Below are 23,873 nucleotides of genomic sequence, written 5' to 3' on the forward strand. Positions count from 1 at the left end.
ATGTTCGGAAAATTAACACTGGATGCAGTTCCCCTGCATGAACCGATTGTCGTTGTGACGCTGCTCGGTATCATCTTAGGTGGCCTTGCAGTCCTCGGTTTAATCACCTACTTCCGTAAATGGGCGTGGTTATGGACCGGATGGTTAACAACTGTTGACCATAAAAAAATTGGTATTATGTACATCATTGTGTCACTGGTGATGTTAATCCGTGGTTTCGCGGATGCCATTATGATGCGTGCCCAACAGGCACTCTCTTCCGCCGGTGAAGCCGGGTTCCTTCCGCCTGAGCATTACGACCAAATCTTTACCGCTCACGGCGTCATCATGATCTTCTTCGTGGCAACGCCATTTGTTGTCGGTCTGATGAACCTGGTTGTGCCGCTGCAGATTGGCGCGCGTGATGTTGCCTTCCCGTTCCTGAACTCCCTGAGTTTCTGGTTCTTTGTCGTCGGCGTCCTGTTAGTGAATATTTCACTGGGTGTCGGTGAATTCGCACAAACCGGCTGGCTGGCTTATCCGCCATTATCCGGGCTTGAATATAATCCGGGTGTCGGGGTTGATTACTGGCTGTGGAGTCTTCAGATTTCCGGTATCGGTACATTGCTGACCGGGGTTAACTTCTTTGCCACTGTATTGCGTATGCGCGCACCGGGTATGTCGATGATGAAAATGCCGGTCTTTACCTGGGCGGCATTCTGTACCAACATCCTGATTATCGCAGCATTCCCTATTCTGACTGTCACTTTAACCGGCCTGACGCTTGACCGTTACATGGGCACCCATTTCTTTACCAATGATATGGGCGGCAACATGATGATGTACATCAACCTGGTATGGGCATGGGGCCATCCGGAAGTGTATATCCTGGTTCTGCCGGTATTCGGGGTCTTCTCTGAAGTCACTGCGACATTCTCGAAAAAACGACTGTTCGGCTACACCTCTCTGGTGTGGGCAACCATCGCGATTACCGTGCTTTCTTTTATCGTCTGGCTGCATCACTTCTTCACCATGGGTTCCGGTGCAAACGTCAATGCCTTCTTTGGTATTGCCACGATGATTATCTCCATTCCGACAGGCGTGAAGATATTTAACTGGCTGTTCACCATGTATCAGGGCCGTATTGAGCTGAAAACACCGATGCTCTGGACTATCGGCTTCATTATCACCTTCTCAGTCGGTGGTATGACCGGGGTTCTGCTGGCGGTGCCTGGCGCGAACTTTGTTCTTCATAACAGCCTGTTCCTGATTGCGCACTTCCATAACGTAATTATCGGCGGTGTGGTCTTCGGGTGCTTTGCAGGTACTGCTTACTGGTTCCCTAAAGCTTTCGGTTTCACGCTGAATGAAAAATGGGGTGTTCGCGCATTCTGGTGCTGGTTCATCGGTTTCTTCGTTGCCTTTATGCCGGTTTACGTGCTGGGCTTTATGGGAATGACCCGTCGTATCAGCCAGAACATTGACCCGGTATTCCATACTATGCTGGTTATTGCCGCTGTCGGTGTGGCGATTATCGGTGTCGGTATTCTGTGCCAGGTTATTCAGTTCTACGTCAGTATCCGTGACCGTCACCAGAACCGTGACCTGACCGGCGACCCGTGGGGCGGACGTACACTGGAGTGGGCAACATCTTCACCACCGCCGTTCTATAACTTCGCGCAAGTACCGGATGTTCAGTCCCGTGATGAATGGTGGGACATGAAAGAAAAAGGTACCGCTTACAAACGCCCTGCAAAATATGAAGAAGTTCATATGCCGAAAAACACGGCAGCAGGTGTGATTATCGCCGGTTTCAGCCTGATCTTTGGTTTCGCCATGATCTGGCATATCTGGTGGCTCGCGATTGTCGGTTTCGCCGGTATGATCGTGACCTGGATTGCAAAAAGCTTCGATGAAGATGTGGATTACTATGTTCCTGTGGCGGAAGTCGAAGAAATCGAGAACGCCCACTACGAACAACTGAGCAAGGCAGGTGCGGATAATGTCAACTAATACCCTGACTCAACATAATAACGCCCATGATGATCATGGGCATCACGATGCAGGCGCGACCAAAGTCTTCGGATTCTGGATCTACCTGATGAGTGACCTTATTCTGTTTGCGAGTCTTTTCGCCATCTACGTGGTACTGAAAGACGGTACTGCGGGCGGCCCGTCCGGCAAGGAGATCTTTAACCTGCCGTTCGTTCTGGTTGAAACCTTCCTGCTGTTATTCAGCAGTATTACCTATGGTTTTGCCATGCTGGCGATGAACCGTAACAAGGTCAGTCAGGTTAATTCGTGGTTATTCGTTACTTTCCTGCTCGGCCTCGGCTTCGTGGCAATGGAAATTTATGAATTCCATGAATTAATCAGTGAGGGTTATGGTCCGGATCGCAGCGGCTTCCTCTCCGGCTTCTTTACCCTGGTTGCGACACACGGACTTCACGTCACTGCAGGTCTTATCTGGATTATTATCATGATTATCCAGAACAGCCGCCGCGGACTCACAGAAGTGAACAAGACGCGTCTGAGCTGCCTGAGCCTGTTCTGGCACTTCCTGGACGTCGTATGGATTTGTGTGTTCACCGTTGTTTATCTGTTGGGGGCACTGTAATGAGTCATTCAAATACAGCAAATACCGGTGCAAGCCACGGTAGTGTAAAAACTTATCTGATTGGCTTTATTCTGTCCGTCATTCTGACAGTTGTGCCGTTTTACATGGTTATCGAGGGCACAGCATCACCATCCGTGATTCTGGCGACCGTCGTCATTAGCGCCGTTGTACAGATTTTGGTTCACCTGGTGTGCTTCTTACACATGAATACCGCCTCTGAAGAGCGTTGGAACCTGATTGCGTTCCTGTTCACACTCCTCATTATCGGTATCGTGGTAATTGGTTCACTGTGGATTATGTACAACCTGAACATCAATATGATGGTTGATTAAAGGTTGCCGATATGATTAAGCAATACCTGCAAGTCACCAAGCCCGGAATTATTTTCGGAAACCTGATTTCCGTGATAGGGGGATTCCTGCTCGCCTCCAAAGGCGATATTGATTACCCTCTGTTCATGGCAACATTGCTCGGTGTTTCGCTGGTCGTGGCATCCGGTTGTGTATTTAACAATTATATTGACCGCGACATTGATTCTGTCATGGAACGCACCAAAAACCGCCCTCTGGTCAGGGGGCTGATTGACCCTAAAGTCAGTCTGGTATATGCCTCTGTACTGGGTATTGCCGGTATGGTGCTGCTTTTGGTTGCTGCCAACGCGGTTGCTATGCTGATTGCAGTGGTCGGGTTTGTCATTTATGTCGGGGTTTACAGCCTCTATATGAAACGCAAATCTGTTTACGGTACGCTGGTCGGTAGCTTGTCCGGTGCCGCTCCGCCGGTTATCGGTTACTGTGCAGTGACGGGGCAGTTTGATACCGGTGCGCTTATCCTGTTGTTAATCTTCAGTTTATGGCAGATGCCGCATTCGTATGCGATTGCCATTTTCCGGTTCAAAGATTACCAGGCGGCCAATATCCCTGTATTGCCGGTGATTAAAGGTATCTCTGTGGCGAAAAACCACATTATCCTGTACATCATCGCCTTTATGTTTGCCACTCTGATGCTCGCTATCAGTGGTTACGCGGGATATAAATACCTGATTGTCGCGGCGGCAGTCAGTGTATGGTGGCTGGGAATGGCACTGTCGGGCTATAAAACAACTAACGATCGCCTGTGGGCACGTAAGCTGTTCGTATTCTCCATTGTCGCTATTACATCACTCAGCGTTATGATGTCAGTGGATCCGGGCGTCGCTAATGACACCCTGCTGGCTTACGTCCGGTAATATTTGTCCTCTGTAATAACAAAATGGCAGGGCTTCCCTGCCATTTTGTGTTTAGCAAAAACCGCAAATCTCATTAGAATGTGGTGTCTGTCTTTTTGAGGTTACTCCATGAACGATAATAAAATGACCCCGTCCGAACGTCGCGCGACCTGGGGGTTAGGCTCGGTATTTTCTTTGCGCATGCTCGGCATGTTCATGGTTCTCCCCGTTATCACCACCTTCGGTCTTGATCTTAAAGATGCCACCAGCACTCTGACAGGCTTTGCTATTGGTGTTTATGGTCTGACTCAGGCTATCTTTCAAATTCCTTTCGGTCTGCTCTCCGACAGAATCGGCAGAAAGCCGCTGATAATCGCCGGATTGATTATTTTTATCGCCGGCAGCCTCGTTGCCGCATTCAGTGATTCCATTTACGGCATCATTGTTGGTCGTGCCCTGCAAGCGCGGGCGCCATTTCTGCAGCTGTCATGGCGCTTCTTTCTGATGTTACCCGCGAGCAAAACCGCACAAAAGCGATGGCATTCATCGGGATAAGTATTGGTATCACCTTTGCAATCGCACTGGTTCTGGGACCGATTCTCGCGAATATTGTTGGTCTGAGCGGATTATTTCAGGGAATTGCCCTGCTCGCGTTTCTTGCCATAATCGTCACATTGTATGTTGTGCCGGATAACCCGGAGCACCGGAAAAACCGCGAAACGGCCATTGTTAAAGGTGCACTAAAACGGGTCTTATTTGATAAGCAACTTACACGGCTGAATTTCGGGATTCTCGCACTCCATACTCTGCTGATGGCAACCTTTGTCGCTCTTCCGCTGGTCATGAGCGATGCAGGACTTGATCGTGGATTACACTGGAAAGCCTATCTCTATACCATGCTGATTGCCTTTGTTTCCGTTCTGCCGTTCATTATTTACGCAGAAAAATACCGGAAAATGAAACAGGTGTTTATCTGTTGTGTCGTGATGATGATGCTGGCAGAAGTCACCTTTTTGCTGGCAGGAAAAAACCTCTGGTTACTGTACCTCGGGTTGCAAATTTTCTTTATTGCATTCAATGTGATGGAAGCTATTTTACCGTCCCTTATCAGTAAAGAAGCCCCCGCCGGATATAAAGGCACGGCAATGGGAATTTACTCCACCAGCCAGTTTCTCGGCGTTGCGCTCGGCGGCAGCCTCGGCGGATTACTGTATAACATAAACGGTGCATTCGCCGTATTCGGCGGCGGGCTTGTCCTGACACTTATCTGGCTGGCAGTCAGCATGACACTGCGCCAACCGCCGTATGTCAGCAGTATTCGTCTGGATTTATCCCAAAATAATATTAATTATCAATTAATCGCAGATATATTGCGCGGGCAGCCGGGGGTCAGTGATGTGGTGATTATTGAAGAGGAACGGGCGGCGTATATCAAGACAGATACAAAACTGTCAAACCGCAGCCAGCTCGAAGCTGTGCTGCAGGGATAATCAAAAACCGGCAACCTGTAAACGGGTTGCCGGGCAATACTTAATCGCGGAAATTTTTAAACTGGAACGGTTGTCCCAATTTTCCACCGCGCACCAGCGCCATAACAGCCTGCAAATCATCACGGGCTTTCCCCGTAACACGGACTTCTTCGCCCTGAATCTGCGTCTGAACTTTCAGCTTACTGTCTTTAATCAGTTTGACGATTTTTTTCGCCAGCGCGGTATCAATACCCTGTAACAATGTGGCTTCCACACTGTACATTTTTCCGCTGTGTTCCAATTCATCCGGAACCGTCAGAGACGCACCTTCAATTCCGCGTTTCGCCAGTTTTTCACGAACGATATCAATCAATTGGTTAACCTGGAAATCGGACTCACTGGTCACTTTAACACTGTTATTTTTTTCATTGAGTTCAATTGTGGCGCTCACATTACGAAAATCAAAGCGGCTGGTCACTTCACGCTGCGCATTTTCCACGGCGTTACGCACTTCATGTAATTCAACTTCAGAAACAATATCAAATGATGGCATTGTATGATCTCCCTATATTCAACTGACCGGCATAATACCGGGTTTATCAAACCAACAAAAGCACTATATTTTCCGCTGTATTTACTAAGGCAGTACCGGTATAAAAGTGGTACTATTCAGTGATATTGCTCACATCTTTTTCACTGTCCGGAGTCCTTATGAAAATAACAGTACTGGGTTGTGGCGCAATCGGGAAACTCTGGCTTGCTGCACTGTCCGGCAATCATGAGGTGCAGGGATGGCTGCGCATTCCCCAACCCTATCTGAATGTAAATATTGATTCTCTTAACGGAGAGCCTTTCTACGGTCAATTTACCACAAATGACCCGGAATTCCTGGCTGAAACCGAATTACTGCTGGTTTGTCTGAAAGCCTGGCAGGCTTCAGAAGCTGTCAACCAGTTATTGCCGCAAATACCCGAATCCTGCCCTGTGCTGCTGCTTCATAACGGCATGGGCGTTGCCCGTGAACTATCCCGGGTGACCAATCCGCTGCTGACCGGCGTCACCTCTCATGGTGCATCTGAAGAAAATGGTTTACTTCACCACAACCGCAATGGTATGACCCACATTGGTCCGGTCAATGATCGCGCCCGTCACTACGGCTATCTGGCGGATATTCTGCATGATGCCCTGCCTGATGTCGCCTGGCATAACGAAATTGATGCCGCCAGCTGGCAAAAACTGGCAGTGAATTGTGTGATATCCCCGCTGACGGTCATTTATGACTGTAAAAATGGCGGGCTGATGGCGCATCTGCCACAAGTTCGCGAGCTGTGTGATGAAGTCGCTCTTGTGATGCAGCGGGAAGGTATCCATACTGATAGCGCGGATATCTATGAATATATCCTGCATGTCATTGAAAAAACAGCAGACAGCAGTTCATCAATGCGCCAGGATATTCTCTATGGCCGCTATACTGAAATTGATTATATTACCGGCTATTTGCTGCAACGCGCCCGTTATCACGGAATTTTACTGCCGGAAAATATTCACGTTTACAGCCTCGTAAAACAGAAAGAGGAACAAAATGCCCCCTTCAGTTCTCATTTGTCTCGCTGACGGCTGCGAAGAAATTGAAACCGTCACCACGGCTGATTTACTTATCCGTGCCGGTATTCAGGTAACACTGGCCAGTGCCAATAATGATGGCGGCTGCCTTATCACCGGCTCACGGGGGATCCGCTTACAGGCAGATCTCCCGCTGGTGCGTGTTGCCGATGAACCTTTTGATGCCATTGTGCTGCCCGGCGGCCTGAAAGGGGCAGAAAACCTGCGGGACAGCCCGCTGGTGATTGAAAAAATCCGCCGGATGCAGTGCGAAGAGAAAATTGTGGCGGCTATCTGTGCGGCACCGTCCGTTATCCTGGTGACTCACCAACTGTTTCCTCTCGGCAATATGACCGGCTACCCGGCATTACAGGATAAAATCCCCGCTAAACAGTGGGTGAACCAACGCGTTTATTTTGATGAGCGGGTAAATCTGCTGACCAGTCAGGGACCTGCGACCGCGATTGACTTTGCACTGCGCCTGATTGATTGCCTGTGCGGACAGGAAACAGCGGCACGGGTTGCCGCAGAGTTAGTACTGCCGCCGGGGATCTGGAACTATCAGGACATTCCTGAATGGACGCCTGACAATCGCTGAACAGAATAAAGCCCGGCAGATAACTGATACCGGGCTTTTATTTTAAACCGTCAAATTGTCAGCAAGGCACAACATTACTCTTGTATATCAATCTGCTGCCACTCTTTCGTTTTCAGTAAAAAACGACCTTCTTTGAGCTTGTTCCAGTTGGTTTGCCGCAATTCTGAAGACATAGATTCACTCTCCTGTGAATCAACCTGCCGCCACTCATCCATTTCTGCGCCTTCCTCCGTCACCACGGTTATCCGCTGCCAGACATAGCAGGAAAATGAGGTTCTCAGCGGTTCGTAATAACAGGCAACCACATCATTTTCGCCGTCTTTATTCACATCTGCCATAAACCCGAGACACTCTGAATCCGTATTTTTTTCCTTACAGTACCAACTTTCCGGAAAATCCGGATTACCCGACCACCAGCTGTCAGGTAGTGCAGGGCTGTTTTTGGCAATAAGCAGAATCTCTTTCAGGGTAACGGATTCGCGTTGATCATAAGGCGAATACTCCAGTTCCGTACTGTATTGCGGGGAAGCCTTCAGTGTGGCAAGCGCTGCTTCACCACGACGTCCGAGGGATTCAAGGTGGTATTTCAGATCAGAATCTATCTTGATTTTTCCGTCGCCGATTGCTGCCATCAGGCTGTTTACTGAAATACGGTTAAAATCAGCCAGCGGGCTGCTGATCACCAGTATTCCGGCGATCAAAACTAATATCCCTGCTTTATTAATAGTACCTAACAAGCCGGCCCAATTACTGCGGCGGCAGAGCACTGCAATACTGTATGCGAGGATAATCGTGGTTAAAAACAGCGCAAGGGTAAATGCATACAACCGGCTTATACTCCAGCTGTACTGATTGACGCGCATAAGGATCCCGTACAGCGACAGTACAGAGAAAATATTCAGTAACACGATACTGAACAACACAAAGTGATTCAGCCAGCCCCGGAAGCGAAATGGCTCCGTGCCTGCACCATACACCAGATTCAGCAGAATAATATTCAGGATCAGAAACCAGAGCATGGTAAATGAATCAAGTCCGCTAACCCGTGCCCCTGTGCCGGCAGAGAAAATAAGCCCCGCAATAAATATCACTGCAATGATATTCAGTACCGGTAACAGAACCCGCGCAACATAACCGGCAATTTTCCCCGCCTGAAAATCAAAGGCTGAGCGCATAAAGACCAGGCTGATATTAAAACCCAGACAAAAACCAACCCAATAAATCAATGCATTATCAAATGCTTCACTGAGATAAGTGAGATTTACAATGCCAAACAGAAAACCGGCCAGTTTAACTATCCCGGCAACTATTCCACCAATCACACAGGCAAGGACACCTAATACCACGTTCCGGATATAACTGTTAATTAAGCTGAGATAGTCGGGATTGCGGACGCCGGTATTCAGGCGTAATTGCAGCCACGGCAGCAGAAAGAAAAACAGCAGGGTCAGCATCACTATAGCCGTGAACGGATCGGCCTCACTCTCTGATTTAGCCTCTCCGCCGTACCAGAAATTAATCCAGACGATCAGCAAAACGGCACATACCAGAAAGAGATAAAACAGTGCTGATTTGAGGCTCGTGACCAGATAGCTGCTCACTGACGGCACAAATATCGCCAGTAACATCGGCAGATAAACAACCGGTGCCGGCAACCCGATATAATTTCTCAGCGTATAATCCGTCGCCGCATACAGAACGACACCCTGTAAAATGGCCATGACGATAATAAAAAGATAAATATAACGGCTGAACGATATCTGCTGTATGGCGTTTTTCATCCCGGCTCCCTGCTCAGTAAAAAATATCGCATGTCGAAAGAACATAATATGCTTATGTATAAACGGGTATCAATTTATTCTGAAAATGATTATTTACATAGTTATACCCGTATTCATTCAGGATGCGACCAACAAACCGGCAGTTTGAATGAATAAGGTATAAAAAACCCCGTGTTTTCACGCACAGGGTCAGATATCTCATTTATTCACGGCTCAGGGACGATACACTTTCACATTAGTGAAACCCTGCTCCAGCAAATAAAGTGCCTGCAAGCGGCTCATCACACCCCGGTCACAATACAACAGGTAATCGGTCTCTTTTGGTAAATCACCAAACTGTGAGCTGAGTTTATAGAATGGCAGTAATTTAACATTCACACCGTCAATGACCAGCGGATGTGATTCCTGTTCCTCCGGCGAGCGGATATCCAGTACCACGTCAGCGCCTGACAGCTCTGAAACCATCTCAACTTCGGTTACCTGCTGCTGCGGATTTTTTGTGATTTCGCGGATATCAATATTTTGCGCGGCAGCGACAACATCATTAAGAATAGCAAAGTTGAATTTCTCTTCTTCTGCTTCGATTTTCTCTTTAATGGCTTTAACTGTCGGGTTTTTCGAGATAACGCCGCAGAATTCCGGCATAACGCGGGCAAAATCTTCTGTACCGATTTCGCGGGCAACATTGATAATGGTTTCTTTATCATGAGAGATAAGCGGACGCAGCACCAGGGTGTCAGTCGCGTTATCAATCATGCGCAGATTGGTTAAGGTCTGGCTGGATACCTGTCCCAAAGCCTCACCGGTAACAATCGCCTGCACGCCGTAGCGCTGTGCCACAGCAGATGCCGCGCGTACCATCATGCGTTTGAGTACCACGCCCATCTGGCCGTCATCCACATTTTCCAGAATCTCAGCCACGACCGGCTCGAAATTAACTGCGACAAAACGGACTTTGTGCGAACTGCCGAAACGGTTCCACAGGTAATGAGCCACCTGTTTCACACCCGTTTCATGGGCGGCACCGCCTAAATTAAAGAAGCAGTAATGCACACGACAACCACGGCGCATCAGCATATAGCTGGAAACCCCGGAATCGTACCCGCCGGAAATCAGCGATAACACCTCTTCCTGTGTCCCGATAGGGAAACCGCCGATACCTTCCAGGCGACGGACCACGAGGATCAGTTTATCGTCTTCCACTTCCAGATTCACCGTGACATCCGGATGAGTCAGTTTCACTTTTGCTGATGCAATATGCTGGTTCAGACCACCGCCGACATAGCGCTCAACCTCACTGGAGGTAAACGGATGTTTGCCCCGGCGCTTAACACGGACACAAAATGTTTTATTTTCCAGTGACGCGCCGTACATCTCAAATGCCTGCTCATAAATATTGTGCAGGTCGGTGAATGCGCGATCTTCCACCTGTAAAATATGGTGGATGCCCGGAATGCGGGTCAGGCGGTCAGCAACCCCTTCACCCAGCTCTTCTTTCTTCACGCGGACTTCAATAAAATCCCAGTGACGAACAACAGCCACATCTTCTGCAAGGTCTTTCAGCACATTGCGGATATTACTGTTCAGAATTTTAATAAAGCGCAGGCGCACACTCTGGCTTTTGATGGTAATTTCAGGAAATAATTTAATGATAAACTTCATAACGGTTTAATGGCTATCATATTGATTTGCAAGGGACGGAGCGGCCGGTATCAGATAAACGGCAATCCCCGTTGATGAAATTGAAAGGCGGTAGTATATCACTATATCCCGATCTGCCCCGTAAAAATCGTAAATGAGGGCCACAATTTTCACCGGAAAGTGTAAACTGGAATTTATGTGCGACATAAATGTAACATCAGCGAAAAACAGACTATGACAAAGAAAACATCTGCTGCAAAAACAGACGCTCTGAGCTTTGAAGCCTCACTTGATGCACTTGAGGGGATCGTCACCCGCCTGGAAGCCGGTAACCTGCCGCTTGAAGAGGCGCTCGGTGAATTTGAACGCGGTATCGCACTGACCCGCACCAGTCAGAAAACCCTGATGGCGGCGGAGCAACGGGTGCAAATCCTGCTTAATGATGATGAAAATGCGCCGCTGAGCGATTTTTCATCTGATGAAGACTGACAACCCGGTTTCCGGCTGCAACCTGTGTGAATGAGAATAATCATGCCTGAACAAACACCCGACACATTCCGCACTCAACTGGCGCAAACCAGAGAGCACGTTGACCATGTCCTCGACGAGATTCTGACCACCCTGCCCTTCGCTGCAACAGACATGGGAAAAGCCATGCACTACGGCGCACTGCTTGGCGGAAAACGCCTGCGCCCTTTCCTGGTGTATGCGGTGGGAGAGATGTTTGGTGTGACCACCGAAAATCTGGATGCACCGGCGGCAGCCATAGAGTGTATCCATGCGTATTCTTTAATCCACGACGATTTACCGGCCATGGATGATGATACCCTGCGCCGCGGCAAACCGACCTGCCATGTTGCGTTCGGTGAGGCCAATGCCATTCTGGCAGGCGATGCACTGCAAACCCTGGCATTTTCTGTTCTCGCCCGCCGCCCGATGCCCGATGTCCGTCCTGCTGATCGTCTTGCAATGATTGCTGAACTGGCAGATGCTGCCGGTTTAGGCGGAATGTGCGGCGGACAGGCACTTGATCTGGCAGCCGAAGGTAAAAATGTCGATATTTATGCGCTGGAACAAATACATAACCATAAGACCGGTGCTTTAATCCGTGCATCTGTCCGTATGGGGGCCATGAGCGCCGGTGAAGCAGGCTATACTGTATTATCTGCACTCGATACTTACGCCCGGGCAATCGGTCTGGCGTTTCAGGTTCAGGATGACATCCTCGATGTCATCGGTCATACGGATGTGATTGGAAAAAGCCAGGGCAGTGATGCTGCTCACGGAAAGAGTACCTATCCGTCACTGCTTGGTTTAAAAGAGGCTCAGAATAAAGCGCAGGCGCTTTATCAGGAGTCACTGACTGCGCTTTCACAACTTGAAGAACATCATTACAACACGGCAACCCTGCGTGAACTGGCTAACTTTGTGATTGAACGCAACAGCTAATACTGCTGGTACGTTCCGGCATTTTCAGAAACTTTAATAAAAATTAGTGAGCATTACATGAGTATTGATATCGCTAAATATCCGACTTTGGCACTCGTTGAGACGCCTGATGATTTGCGTCTGTTACCGAAAGAGACTTTACCGAAGCTCTGTGACGAACTCCGGCAATATCTGTTAAACAGTGTCAGCCGTTCCAGCGGACACTTTGCATCCGGTCTGGGCACGATCGAACTGACTGTGGCACTCCATTATGTTTATCAGACCCCGTTTGATAATCTGATCTGGGATGTCGGCCATCAGGCATATCCGCATAAAATTCTGACCGGGCGGCGTGACCGCATTGATACCATCCGCCATAAAAACGGGCTGCACGCCTTCCCGTGGCGCGAAGAGAGCGAATATGATGTGCTGAGTGTCGGGCACTCTTCGACCTCGATCAGCGCCGGTGTCGGGATGGCGGTTGCGGCTGCCCGCGAAAACCGTAACCGTAAAACCGTTTGTGTGATCGGTGACGGCGCAATTACGGCAGGTATGGCATTTGAAGCCATGAATCACGGCGGGGATATCAAATCCGACATGCTGGTTATTCTCAATGATAATGAGATGTCGATTTCCGAAAACGTCGGCGCACTGAATAACCATCTTGCACAACTGCTCTCCGGCAAGCTCTACACCACACTGCGCGAAGGCGGAAAAAAAGTCTTCTCCGGCCTGCCGCCTATCAAAGATCTGCTGAAAAAAACGGAAGAACACATAAAAGGCATGGTTGTTCCGAGCACCTTCTTTGAAGAGCTGGGTTTTAATTACATCGGCCCGGTCGATGGTCATGATGTGGTGTCTCTTATTCAGACACTGAAAAATATGCGCGACCTGAAAGGGCCGCAATTTCTGCATATTATGACGAAAAAAGGCCGTGGTTATGAGCCCGCCGAAAAAGATCCGATCAGCTGGCATGCAGTCCCGCAGTTTGATCCGTCAACCGGCGCACTACCGAAAAGCAAATCCTCAAAACCGAATTTTTCCAAAATATTCGGAGACTGGTTATGCGAAGAAGCAGAAAACGATCCAAAACTGATGGCGATCACCCCTGCCATGCGCGAAGGTTCAGGTATGGTGCGCTTCTCCAAATCCTTCCCGGAACAATATTTTGATGTAGCGATTGCCGAACAGCACGCCGTCACATTTGCCGCAGGTCTTGCTATCGGTGGCTATAAACCGGTGGTGGCGATTTACTCCAGCTTCCTGCAACGCGCCTATGACCAGGTTATCCATGATGTGGCGATTCAGAAGCTGCCGGTGCTGTTTGCTATCGATCGCGCAGGGATTGTCGGCAACGATGGTCCGACTCACCAGGGCGCGTTTGATCTCTCTTTCCTGCGCACACTGCCAAATATGGTCATAATGACCCCGAGTGATGAAAACGAGTGCCGCCAGATGCTGCACACCGGTTATCACTACGGCAAAGGCCCGGTTGCTGTCCGTTATCCGCGCGGCAGTGGCTGTGGCGCGACTCTGCAACCCTTCACTGAGTTTGAAATCGGTAAAGGTGTTGTGCGTCGTGAAGGTGAAAAAACAGCTATTCTGGTGTTCGGTACCTTACTGGAAGAAGCCCTGAAAGCCGCTGAAACCCTGAACGCAACCGTCGTTGATATGCGTTTTGTCAAACCACTGGATGAAGCATTGATCCTGGAAATGGCAGCACGTCATGACACACTCGTTACCATTGAAGAAAATGCGGTTATGGGTGGTGCGGGCAGCGGTGTGAATGAATTTCTGATGGCGCAGCGCAAACCGGTTCCGGTACTGAATATCGGGCTGCCGGATATCTATGTTCCGCAGGGCGATCAGGAAGAGATCCGCCGCGATATGGGGCTGGATGCTGAGCATATTCAGCAATCAATTGAAACCTATCTGGCAAAAGCCTGATTAAGCCCGGTTAGTTGAAACAAAAAAAACCTGCTTGCGCAGGTTTTTCTTGGTCACTACAGGTATACCGCGTTTTGTATTACTCTGCCGTCACTTTCTCAGCAAAATGATCAAATCCTTTCAGTGATGGCGTGACTTCTTTGCCCTCACTGAAATAGCGGATCCCGTCACTTTCCGGTTTCATCTGACCAATACAGCGGAACGGCGCCCCCGTATGAGCCAGTGCCATTTCCAGCGCACCCCGGTTTATCTCAGGGATAGTGAAACAGAGTTCATAATCTTCCCCGCCTGACAGCGCCCAGGTCAACGCCTGCTGCGGATCAACATTTGCTTTCATTTCAGGCGACAACGGCAGCATGTCCAAATCGATTTTTGCCCCGCAACGACTGGCTTTGAGAATGTGCCCGAGATCAGAAATTAATCCGTCAGAGAGGTCAATCGCGGATGTTGCCAGGTTACGCAATGCCTGCCCCTGCAAAATTCGTGGTTGTGGCCGCAGATGGCGTTTCAGGAAAAATTCACGGGCAGCCGGATCGGTCACCTGTAATTGTTCCAGTAAAATAGCCAGCCCGGCAGCACTGTCACCCAGCGTACCGGTCACATAGATCCAATCACCATTACGCGCACCCGCACGTTTCAGGGCGCGTCCGGCAGGAACCAGACCATGAACAGTCAGGGTCAGACTCATTGGTCCGCGGGTGGTATCACCGCCAATCAGTTGCATGCCGTAATAATTGAGCTGCTCAAAGAAGCTGTCACTGAATTCGCCCAGCCAATCTTCATCAACGGTGGGTAATGTCAGTGCGAGTGAAACCCATGCCGGATCTGCGCCAACGGCCGCCAGATCACTTAAATTAACAGCAAGGGATTTCCACGCCAGGTCGCGGGCAGAGACAGAAGGCAGGAAATGAATGCCGCTGACCAGGGTATCGGTACTGACAGCAAGCTGCTGTTTTTCCGCCACTGACATCAGTGCGCAGTCATCGCCAATCCCCAGCTCGACGTCGCGGCGATAGTAGTGCTGCCGGTCAAAAAAGCGTCGGATGAGATCAAATTCACCACAGGCCATAATCAGAAATTCCACGGTCAGATAAAAGACAAAAGGCCGGTTTTACCGGCCTTCTTTATATCAGTTCATGTATGTCCGTTCATGAAAGCGTCAGATGATCACTTTTTACTACGGGCATTGGGTGCTGCTTTATCCAGCACGCCATTAACAAACTTGTGGCTGTCTTCCGCACCGAACACTTTTGCCAGCTCGATAGCTTCATTGATAACCACTTTATAAGGGACATCTTCACGGTAGCTTAATTCATACATCGCCAGGCGTAAAACGGCTCTTTCGACCTGACCTAACTCCTCAAGCTGACGGGAGAGGAACGGCGCCATCAGTGCATCAAGACGCACTGCGTTCGTTGCTGCGCCGAAAAGCAGCTCACGAAAATAGGCGACATCAACGTCTTTGACATCCTGCTCTGACAGAAATTCCACTTCGACATCCGCAATATTATTGCCGGATAACTGCCACGAATAAAGCGCCTGAACGGCACATTCACGAGCACGACGACGAGCTGCTGGTTTCACACATATCCCCTTGACTTAAATCTAAATTCAGCCTTTGATGGCTTTAATCACATTGATCATTTCGAGCGCGGTCATGGCAGCTTCCGCTCCCTTGTTACCGGCTTTGGTTCCCGCACGTTCAATGGCCTGTTCGATGCTTTCGGTTGTCAGAACCCCGAACGTTACCGGAATGGCACTATTCATGGCGACAGCCGATAATCCGGAGCTGCATTCACCGGCGACATATTCAAAATGCGCTGTACCACCGCGGATAACGGTTCCCAGTGCAATAATCGCATCGTATTTTCCGGTTTCAGCCAGTGTTTTGACTGCCAGCGGCAGTTCATAAGCACCCGGTACCCAGACCGTTGTAATATTCTCAGAGGAGACCTGACCGATTCGCTCAAGGGCATCAACTGCGCCGTCTAACAGGCTGTCGTTGATGAAGTTGTTAAAGCGGGCGACTGCGATGGCGATACGCGCACCGGGCGCACTGACAACACCTTTAATGACGTTCATAGCCTTTCCTTCTTACGAGTTTCATACTGTGGGGCGCGGATTTTACCACATTCTTTGCACTACCGCGCCTGTGTTTTTCAAACTCCGGTATAAAAATTAAATTCCGGCGTAAATTCAGTGATTAATATACAGGAGTCAACCGCAGGCGGATATCAGGTCCCACCTGCGTAACATCATCAATTCTGAACTCCGGCGCATCCCGAAGATGGGTGAGTGGCGGCAGGGTAAAAAGATCCTGCGCACCGCTGCCCAAAATTTTCGGCGCCAGATACAGCACAATTTCATCTGCCAGCCCGGCTTTCAGTAATGCCCCTGCCAGATGCGAACCGCACTCTGTCCAGACAGTATTAATACCGCGCTTACCAAGCTGCATCATCAGCAACACCAAATCAACCCCGGTGCCGCTCTCCGGCAGAATAATTTCTTCCACATTCCCCAGCCACTCATCCGGCTGAGACTGTGTCCGCGCCAGCCAGCAATCGCCCGGCAATTGTGTTACGCGGTGTTGTGCTGTCACGCGCTGACGGCTGTCTGTAATAATCCGTACCGGCTGGCGGATCTCTTCCTGCGGATACGCCACCTGCAATGCCGGCGGGAAATCGTCATAACGGACAGTCAGACCGGGATCGTCTGCCAGCACAGTGGCGCTGGTCGACAGAATTGCGCCTGCCTGCGCGCGGAACTGCTGCACATCCTGCCGCGCGGCTTTTGAGGTGATCCACTTGCTCTCACCATTTGCCAGTGCTGTTTTACCGTCAACTGACGCGGCCATTTTCAGCTGAATATACGGAAAACCGGTGCGCATCAGCTTAAAAAAGCCCTTATTCAGCGCTTCCGCTTCCTGCATCAATACGCCGTGACTGACCTCAATTCCGGCTTCACGCAGTTTATACAGCCCGCGACCGGCAACCTGCGGATTCGGATCCTGCATGGCAGCCACCACACGGCTGACGCCGGCATCAGCCAACGCTTCGGCACACGGCGGCGTGCGTCCGTGATGACTGCACGGCTCCAGCGTGACATAAGCGGTCGCACCACGGGCTTTGTCACCCGCCATACGCAGTGCATGCACCTCTGCGTGCGGCTCACCGGCACGCTTATGATAACCTTCGCCGACAATCTCACCATCGCGGACAATCACACACCCGACATTCGGATTCGGCGCTGTGGTAAAACGCCCGAGCGCTGCTAATTCAAGCGCCCGCGCCATATAAAATTCATCAGATTGCATCATGTTTCAGTCCTGTAACCGCGCGATTTCTTCGCCAAATTCACGGATATCCTCAAAACTGCGGTAAACAGACGCAAAACGGATATAAGCCACTTTATCGAGCTTTTTCAGCTCCCCCATCACCAGTTCACCGACAAACTTAGCAGAGACTTCCCGCTCACCCGTAGCGCGTAACTGTGATTTTATGTGGCTGAGGGAATCTTCAATATTGTCAGAGCTGACAGGGCGCTTTTCCAGGGCTTTCTGCATTCCCCTGCGTAATTTTTCTTCATCGAAAGGCTCACGGCTGTCATCACTTTTAATGATGCGCGGCATCACCAGTTCGGCGATTTCAAATGTCGTAAAACGTTCGTGACATTCCAGGCACTGACGGCGGCGGCGCACCTGAGAACCATCACCCACCAGACGGGAGTCGATGACTTTGGTATCAACGGCGGAACAAAATGGGCAATGCATAAATTATCCTGCGGGTCAATGAACTGTTACGGTAGTTTACCCTGTTTATACATAAAAAACACCCTGCATGCATACACATACAGGGTGTTTTATATTTTTTGCGACAGAAGTTACGGCAGCAGGGATTCCTGATCTGCGCCTTCTTTTTCGACTTTCTGGATAATCAGATGCTCGCGCTTCATCCCCAGTTTCAGGGCAAGTGCCGATGCAACATAGATTGATGAGATCGTACCGATAGAAACCCCGATCAACATTACCAGTGAGAAGCCTTCCAGCATCGCACCACCGAAGATATAGAGCATCAGAACCACTAACAGCGTTGTTGCTGATGTCATGATCGTACGGCTTAACGTCTGCGTTAACGAGACGTTCATGATTTCATAAGACGTACCGCGGCGAATTTTACGGAAATTCTCACGGATACGGTCAGATACCACGATACTGTCATTCAGGGAGTAACCGATAACCGACATCAGCGATGCCACAATGGTCAGATCCACCTCAATATGAAACAGCGACAAGATACCCAGCGTGATGATAACGTCATGCGCCAGTGCGATAACCGCACCCATCGCCAGACGCCACTCAAAGCGCATTCCCACATAAAGAAGGATACAAATGAGAGCAGCGATCAGTGCCATCGCACCGGTCTGAGCCAGTTCCGCCCCCACACTCGGGCCGACAAACTCGATACGCTTAACAACAGCGCCTTCATCAATGTTTGTATTAATTACATTGATAATCGTTTTACCGAGTTCCTGTCCTGCTGTCCCTTCTGCAGGGGGCAGACGCACCATAATATCGCGGCTGCTGCCAAAGTTCTGAATCAGCGGATCTTTGAAACCAGCCTGAGCGACTGTTTCACGGATTTTATCGAGATCAGCCGGCTGAGTGAAATTAACCTCAATGACCGTCCCCCCGGTAAAATCCAGACCCCAGTTGAACCCTTTCACACCGATGATTGCAATAGATGCAATCAGCAGCAGAGCCGATATCGTAAATGCCACGTTGTCCCAGCGCATAAAGTCATAGACTCTGCGACCATGGTTTAATTGTTCAACAGTATAATCCTGTGCCACAACGTGCTCCTTAAATAGACAGCTTATTAATACGTTTACCGCCATACAGCAGGTTCACGATGGCACGTGTTCCGATAATTGCTGTAAACATGGAGGTTGCCACACCAATGGCTGTCGTAATCGCAAACCCTTTAATTGAACCGGTACCGACTGCGTAAAGAATAACTGCCGTAATCAGTGTGGTTAAGTTTGCGTCGATAATACTTGAGAACGCGCCTTTGTACCCTTCGTGGATAGCCTGCTGAACAGAGCGCCCGTTACGCAGTTCCTCTTTGATACGTTCGTTTATCAGTACGTTCGCATCGACAGCAACGGCAAGGGTTAAGACGATCCCCGCAATCCCCGGCATGGTAAGCGTTGCACCCGGTAACAGCGACATCACCCCGACAATCAGGACAAGGTTTGCCATTAACGCGCTGCTCGCAATCAGACCAAATTTGCGGTAGTAAATCACCATGAAGAGAATCGAGGCCATCAGCCCCCACAGACACGCTTCCAGACCCTGCTCGATATTTTGCAGGCCTAAGGTCGGTCCGATAGTCCGCTCTTCCACAATCTGGATCGGTGCAATCAGAGCACCGGCACGCAGTAACAGAGATAACTGACGCGCTTCGTTACCATCATCAATCCCGGTAATACGGAAACTCGACCCTAAACGGGACTGAATATTCGCGATATTGATGACTTCTTCATTTTTCTCAAGGATAGAACGTCCGTTGACATCTTTGCGTCCGCTGTCTTTATATTCAACGAACAGAGTTGCCATCGGCTTGTACAGATTATCCTTGGTGAAATTGGACATGGTGTTACCACCGGCGCTGTCCAGCGAGATGCTGACCTGCGGCTGTCCGTATTCATCACTCTGAGAAGTGGAGTCCGTAATATGGTCACCGGTCAGAATCACACGTTTGTACAGTGCAACTGCGCGTCCGTCACGGGTGTATTTCACTTCACTGTCACCCGGAATACGACCTGCTTCAATTGCCGCCGGATCCACCGTGCTGTTTACCAGACGGAATTCCAGTGTGGCAGTCGCCCCGAGGATTTCTTTCGCACGGGCAGTATCCTGAATACCCGGTAATTCGACCACGATGCGATCCGCACCCTGGCGCTGAACTAACGGCTCGGCAACACCCAGCTGATTCACACGGTTACGCAGGATAGTAATATTCTGCATGACAGCATAGCTGCGCGCTTCACTCAGGCGCTCACCGCTCATCACGGCACTCAGCGTATTATCAGGTCCGTTTTTAAAGACGAGATCACGCAGGCGTTTTGATAAAACAGAACTGGCTTCAGAACGTGATTCATCATCACGGAAGCGGACATCCACGCCGTAATCAGCCGCTTTACGGATAGAGGCAAACGGAATATTGTTCTCACGCAGCATCGAACGGACACTGTCGAGATTCTGCTCCTGCAGTTTACCCAGCGCGGTTTCCATATCCACTTCCATCAGGAAGTGAACACCACCACGCAGGTCGAGACCCAGTTTCATAGGCTCACCACCGACGGCGCTCAGCCATTTCGGTGTCGCGGCAGCCAGGTTAAGTGCAACAACGTATTGCTCACCTAAGCCTTTCATCAGCTCTTCACGGGCACGCAACTGAATATCAGGATTTGAGAAACGGGCAAGAATTACACCATTTTCCAGTGCAATTGATTTACTCGCGATTTGGTCTTTTTCTAAGATGGTTCGGACCTGATCCAAGGTCTGTTCATTGGCGGCGGTTCCCCGCGCGCCAGTGATTTGAACAGCCGGATCCTCACCATACAGGTTTGGAAGTGCATAAAGCAAACCGATGAGGATCGCAGCGATCAGCATCAGATACTTCCACAAAGGATAACGGTTTAACACGGCAGTCCCTTCGGGAAAATCAGAGATAAAAGATTACAGCGCTTTCAGCGTACCTTTCGGTAAAACTGCTGCGACGAAATCACGTTTGATGGTTACTTCAGTTGTTTCGTTCAGTTCCAGAACGATGTAGCCGGTGTCAGACACTTTAGCCACACGACCGATCAGACCACCGGTAGTTAACACTTCATCGCCTTTAGCGATAGAGTCCATTAAGCTCTTGTGCGATTTAGCGCGTTTTTGCTGCGGGCGCAGGATCATGAAGTAGAAAATCAGGACAAACACGACCAGCATGATAATCAGGGACATCGGGCTGCCCTGTGAAGCTGCCGCACCTGTCGATGCTACTGCGTCAGAAATGAAAAAACTCATCAAACTATCCTCTTGTTATTCACATAATTATCAGGCAGATAAACCTGCTGACGATACATCGCCTATGTTATGTATCGTCAGGTGATCCCGTTTCCGGGAAATCACGCACTTAACGGCGGAACGGGTTTCCCGATCCGCTGGTAAAATTCAGCGGCAAATGCTTCCAGACGACCCTCTTCGATAGCCTGTCTGATACCCGCCATCAAACGCTGATAGTAGCGTAGATTATGAATGGTATTTAAGCGTGCGCCAAGGATTTCATTACAACGATCCAAATGATGCAGGTAAGCACGCGTATAATTGCGGCAGGTATAACAATCACATTCAGCATCAAGCGCTGATACATCTGATTTATACCTGGCATTACGGATTTTAACCACTCCGTCCGTCACAAACAAATGTCCGTTACGGGCGTTACGGGTCGGCATCACGCAGTCAAACATATCGATACCGCGGCGCACGCCTTCAACCAGATCTTCCGGCTTACCCACACCCATTAAGTAGCGTGGTTTATCTTCCGGTATCTGCGGACAGACGTGCTCAAGAATACGGTGCATATCTTCTTTCGGCTCACCGACAGCAAGACCGCCGACAGCGTACCCATCAAATCCGATTTCCACCAGCCCTTTCACGGAGACATCACGTAAATCTTCGTAAACGCTGCCCTGGATAATACCAAACAATGCATTCGGGTTTTCCAGTTCATCAAAACGCTGACGACTGCGTTGTGCCCAGCGCAGGGACATTTCCATCGATTGCTTCGCATAATCCCAATCTGCCGGGTACGGTGTGCACTCATCGAAAATCATCACGATATCAGACCCGAGATCGTACTGAATTTCCATCGATTTCTCAGGACTTAAGAAGATTTTTTCTCCGTTGATCGGATTACGGAAATGAACGCCTTCTTCTTTAATTTTACGCATCGCGCCCAGGCTGAAGACCTGGAAGCCGCCGGAGTCAGTCAGAATCGGGCCTTTCCACTGCATAAAATCATGAAGATCGCCGTGCAATTTCATAATTTCCTGACCGGGACGCAGCCACAGGTGGAATGTATTACCTAATAAGATTTGCGCACCGGTCTCTTTTACTTCTTCCGGTGTCATCCCTTTCACTGTGCCGTATGTACCCACCGGCATAAACGCCGGAGTCTCAACAACACCACGATCAAAAATTAAGCGACCACGGCGCGCACGCCCGTCTGTCGTCTGCAATTCATATTTCACAAAACCTCCGGCATCAGAAAAACAGTCTGATGGTGTTTAATTTTCGGCAGTCAGTCAGCAGTCGCTGAAATCTGCCGGATGTATGTTACTCGTCACGTTATGTTGCACGTCACGTATTGCACAAATGTACAGTATATCAGTCGTCCTGACCGACTTTTTCAAATTTTGCCTGCGGATTGCGGCTGATAAACATCGCATCTCCGTAGCTGAAGAACCGGTAACGTTCCTGTATCGCGGCTTTATACGCCTGCATGGTGTGCTGATAGCCCGCAAAGGCGGATACCAGCATGATCAGCGTTGATTCTGACAGATGGAAATTGGTTATCAGGGCATCAACCACCTGATATTCATATCCCGGATAAATAAAGATCTGCGTGTCATCAAAGAACGGTGCAATCAGCGCATCCGGTGAGGCCTTCGCCGCACTTTCCAGGGAGCGTACAGAGGTCGTACCGACCGCCACCACTTTATTACCCCGCGCTTTACAGGCCAGTACAGCATCAACCACATTCTGCGGCACTTCCGCATATTCAGAATGCATGATGTGCTCTTCTATCTTATCCACACGAACCGGCTGGAATGTCCCTGCGCCGACATGCAGCGTGACAAATGCCATTTCCACGCCTTTTTCGCGCAGTGCCGCCAGCAGCGGCTCATCAAAGTGCAATCCGGCGGTCGGTGCTGCCACGGCTCCCGGGCGGTCATTATACACAGTCTGGTATAACTCGCGATCAGAGGCTTCATCAGGGCGGTCAATATAAGGCGGCAGCGGTATATGACCAATCTGATTCAGAATAGTCAGTACATCCCGTTCATCATCAAACCGGATTTCAAACAGCGCGTCATGGCGCGCTGTCATTGTCGCTTGCACACTTTCATCATCACCCAGCAACAGCTCTGTGCCGGGCTTAGGAGCTTTGGATGCGCGGACATGCGCCAGAACGCTGTGCTCATCCAGCACCCGCTCCACCAGCACTTCAATCTTTCCGCCGGAGGCTTTACGGCCAAACATACGGGCGGGGATCACGCGGGTATCATTAAATACCAGCAGATCACCGGGATTGAGTTTATTGAGCACATCGGTGAAGATACCGTGGTTCAGTTCACCACTGACGCCATCGAGTGATAACAAACGACACTTGCTCCGCTCCGCTTGCGGGTAACGGGCAATCAGTTCGTCCGGCAGTTCAAAAGTAAAATCGGCAACACGCATAAAATTTCGGCTTCTTCATTGTGTCTTAAAAATGAAAAACAGGCGCAACAGTCTAGTGCCCGCAAGGCCGGGGTGCAAGAAATAACCCGC

Annotated in this window: 22 protein-coding genes and 1 pseudogene; 10 read left to right on the forward strand and 13 right to left on the reverse strand. The window is 49.8% G+C overall.

The window, feature by feature from the left end; all coding sequences use genetic code 11:
• The 5 genes and pseudogenes from cyoB (at nucleotide 1) to AYY17_RS15930 (ending at nucleotide 5,293) form a co-directional block, all read left to right on the forward strand.
• Nucleotides 1-1,992, forward strand: a complete 1,992-nt coding sequence (gene cyoB, locus AYY17_RS15910; protein ID WP_067425200.1) for a cytochrome o ubiquinol oxidase subunit I — start codon at nucleotides 1-3, stop codon at nucleotides 1,990-1,992.
• The gene (locus tag AYY17_RS15915; protein ID WP_067425204.1) at nucleotides 1,982-2,596 is read left to right on the forward strand and encodes a cytochrome o ubiquinol oxidase subunit III; all 615 of its coding nucleotides are present in this window, start codon (nucleotides 1,982-1,984) and stop codon (nucleotides 2,594-2,596) included. The genes cyoB and AYY17_RS15915 overlap by 11 nt, the downstream gene beginning before the upstream one ends.
• The gene (locus tag AYY17_RS15920; RefSeq protein WP_067425208.1) at nucleotides 2,596-2,928 is read left to right on the forward strand and encodes a cytochrome o ubiquinol oxidase subunit IV; all 333 of its coding nucleotides are present in this window, start codon (nucleotides 2,596-2,598) and stop codon (nucleotides 2,926-2,928) included. Before AYY17_RS15915 ends, AYY17_RS15920 begins: the two co-directional genes overlap by 1 nt.
• Before the next feature lie 11 nt (nucleotides 2,929-2,939).
• The gene (gene cyoE / locus AYY17_RS15925) at nucleotides 2,940-3,824 is read left to right on the forward strand and encodes a heme o synthase (RefSeq protein WP_067425211.1); all 885 of its coding nucleotides are present in this window, start codon (nucleotides 2,940-2,942) and stop codon (nucleotides 3,822-3,824) included.
• 108 nt (nucleotides 3,825-3,932) lie between these two features.
• A pseudogene (locus AYY17_RS15930) lies at nucleotides 3,933-5,293 on the forward strand (MFS transporter).
• 40 nt (nucleotides 5,294-5,333) lie between these two features.
• Here the strand turns inward: AYY17_RS15930 and AYY17_RS15935 are convergent.
• Nucleotides 5,334-5,825, reverse strand: coding sequence for a YajQ family cyclic di-GMP-binding protein (locus AYY17_RS15935; RefSeq protein ID WP_067425214.1), 492 nt, complete (start codon nucleotides 5,823-5,825; stop codon nucleotides 5,334-5,336).
• 158 nt (nucleotides 5,826-5,983) lie between these two features.
• Between AYY17_RS15935 and panE the strand changes: the two genes are divergently transcribed.
• Both panE and yajL read left to right on the forward strand, forming a co-directional pair.
• Nucleotides 5,984-6,886 (forward strand): 2-dehydropantoate 2-reductase, encoded by a 903-nt coding sequence (gene panE, locus AYY17_RS15940; RefSeq protein ID WP_067425217.1) that lies wholly within the window; start codon nucleotides 5,984-5,986, stop codon nucleotides 6,884-6,886.
• A complete protein-coding gene (yajL, locus tag AYY17_RS15945; RefSeq protein ID WP_067425220.1) occupies nucleotides 6,855-7,472 on the forward strand; it encodes a protein deglycase YajL in 618 nt (205 codons plus the stop codon). The genes panE and yajL overlap by 32 nt, the downstream gene beginning before the upstream one ends.
• 74 nt (nucleotides 7,473-7,546) lie before the next feature.
• Here the strand turns inward: yajL and AYY17_RS15950 are convergent, their stop codons facing one another.
• Both AYY17_RS15950 and thiI read right to left on the reverse strand, forming a co-directional pair.
• Nucleotides 7,547-9,253, reverse strand: a complete 1,707-nt coding sequence (locus tag AYY17_RS15950) for a DUF7057 domain-containing protein (RefSeq protein ID WP_067425223.1) — start codon at nucleotides 9,251-9,253, stop codon at nucleotides 7,547-7,549.
• Nucleotides 9,254-9,466: 213 nt separating this feature from the next.
• Nucleotides 9,467-10,915 (reverse strand): tRNA uracil 4-sulfurtransferase ThiI, encoded by a 1,449-nt coding sequence (gene thiI, locus AYY17_RS15955; RefSeq protein WP_067425226.1) that lies wholly within the window; start codon nucleotides 10,913-10,915, stop codon nucleotides 9,467-9,469.
• Between the two features lie 213 nt (nucleotides 10,916-11,128).
• On the opposite strand from thiI, the gene xseB reads away from it, so the two are divergent.
• Genes xseB through dxs form a run of 3 tightly spaced genes read left to right on the forward strand, consistent with a single transcriptional unit; the run spans nucleotide 11,129 to nucleotide 14,269 of the window.
• The gene (gene xseB / locus AYY17_RS15960) at nucleotides 11,129-11,383 is read left to right on the forward strand and encodes an exodeoxyribonuclease VII small subunit (protein ID WP_067425672.1); all 255 of its coding nucleotides are present in this window, start codon (nucleotides 11,129-11,131) and stop codon (nucleotides 11,381-11,383) included.
• Nucleotides 11,384-11,425: 42 nt separating this feature from the next.
• Entirely contained in the window at nucleotides 11,426-12,343 is a 918-nt protein-coding gene (gene ispA, locus AYY17_RS15965) for a (2E,6E)-farnesyl diphosphate synthase (protein WP_067425229.1), read from the forward strand.
• Between the two features lie 57 nt (nucleotides 12,344-12,400).
• Nucleotides 12,401-14,269, forward strand: a complete 1,869-nt coding sequence (gene dxs / locus AYY17_RS15970) for a 1-deoxy-D-xylulose-5-phosphate synthase (protein WP_067425232.1) — start codon at nucleotides 12,401-12,403, stop codon at nucleotides 14,267-14,269.
• 79 nt (nucleotides 14,270-14,348) lie between these two features.
• Here dxs and thiL read toward each other — a convergent pair whose 3' ends face one another.
• From thiL to queA, 10 genes are all read right to left on the reverse strand, one after another.
• Nucleotides 14,349-15,338 carry a thiamine-phosphate kinase gene (thiL, locus tag AYY17_RS15975; protein ID WP_067425675.1) on the reverse strand — a complete coding sequence of 330 codons (990 nt, stop codon included), beginning with the start codon at nucleotides 15,336-15,338 and terminating at the stop codon, nucleotides 14,349-14,351.
• Between the two features lie 98 nt (nucleotides 15,339-15,436).
• Nucleotides 15,437-15,853, reverse strand: coding sequence for a transcription antitermination factor NusB (gene nusB, locus AYY17_RS15980; protein ID WP_067369861.1), 417 nt, complete (start codon nucleotides 15,851-15,853; stop codon nucleotides 15,437-15,439).
• 27 nt (nucleotides 15,854-15,880) lie between these two features.
• Nucleotides 15,881-16,351 (reverse strand): 6,7-dimethyl-8-ribityllumazine synthase, encoded by a 471-nt coding sequence (gene ribH, locus AYY17_RS15985; RefSeq protein WP_067369864.1) that lies wholly within the window; start codon nucleotides 16,349-16,351, stop codon nucleotides 15,881-15,883.
• Nucleotides 16,352-16,472: 121 nt separating this feature from the next.
• Nucleotides 16,473-17,582 carry a bifunctional diaminohydroxyphosphoribosylaminopyrimidine deaminase/5-amino-6-(5-phosphoribosylamino)uracil reductase RibD gene (ribD, locus tag AYY17_RS15990; protein WP_067425678.1) on the reverse strand — a complete coding sequence of 370 codons (1,110 nt, stop codon included), beginning with the start codon at nucleotides 17,580-17,582 and terminating at the stop codon, nucleotides 16,473-16,475.
• Nucleotides 17,583-17,588: 6 nt separating this feature from the next.
• Nucleotides 17,589-18,038: a transcriptional regulator NrdR gene (gene nrdR / locus AYY17_RS15995; RefSeq protein WP_067369869.1), complete on the reverse strand. Its 450-nt coding sequence runs from the start codon at nucleotides 18,036-18,038 to the stop codon at nucleotides 17,589-17,591.
• Nucleotides 18,039-18,148: 110 nt separating this feature from the next.
• Nucleotides 18,149-19,117, reverse strand: coding sequence for a protein translocase subunit SecF (gene secF, locus AYY17_RS16000; RefSeq protein WP_067369876.1), 969 nt, complete (start codon nucleotides 19,115-19,117; stop codon nucleotides 18,149-18,151).
• Nucleotides 19,118-19,127: 10 nt separating this feature from the next.
• A complete protein-coding gene (gene secD / locus AYY17_RS16005) occupies nucleotides 19,128-20,975 on the reverse strand; it encodes a protein translocase subunit SecD (RefSeq protein WP_082981429.1) in 1,848 nt (615 codons plus the stop codon).
• Nucleotides 20,976-21,008: 33 nt separating this feature from the next.
• A complete protein-coding gene (yajC, locus tag AYY17_RS16010; protein ID WP_067399073.1) occupies nucleotides 21,009-21,344 on the reverse strand; it encodes a preprotein translocase subunit YajC in 336 nt (111 codons plus the stop codon).
• A gap of 101 nt (nucleotides 21,345-21,445) precedes the next feature.
• A complete protein-coding gene (gene tgt / locus AYY17_RS16015; protein WP_067425235.1) occupies nucleotides 21,446-22,570 on the reverse strand; it encodes a tRNA guanosine(34) transglycosylase Tgt in 1,125 nt (374 codons plus the stop codon).
• Between the two features lie 136 nt (nucleotides 22,571-22,706).
• Complete coding sequence (gene queA, locus AYY17_RS16020; protein ID WP_067425238.1) at nucleotides 22,707-23,783, reverse strand: tRNA preQ1(34) S-adenosylmethionine ribosyltransferase-isomerase QueA; 1,077 nt, start codon at nucleotides 23,781-23,783, stop codon at nucleotides 22,707-22,709.
• Nucleotides 23,784-23,873: the final 90 nt, after the last annotated feature.

The sequence above is a fragment of the Morganella psychrotolerans genome, from assembly GCF_001676055.1.
Taxonomy (GTDB): Bacteria; Pseudomonadota; Gammaproteobacteria; order Enterobacterales; family Enterobacteriaceae; genus Morganella; species Morganella psychrotolerans_B.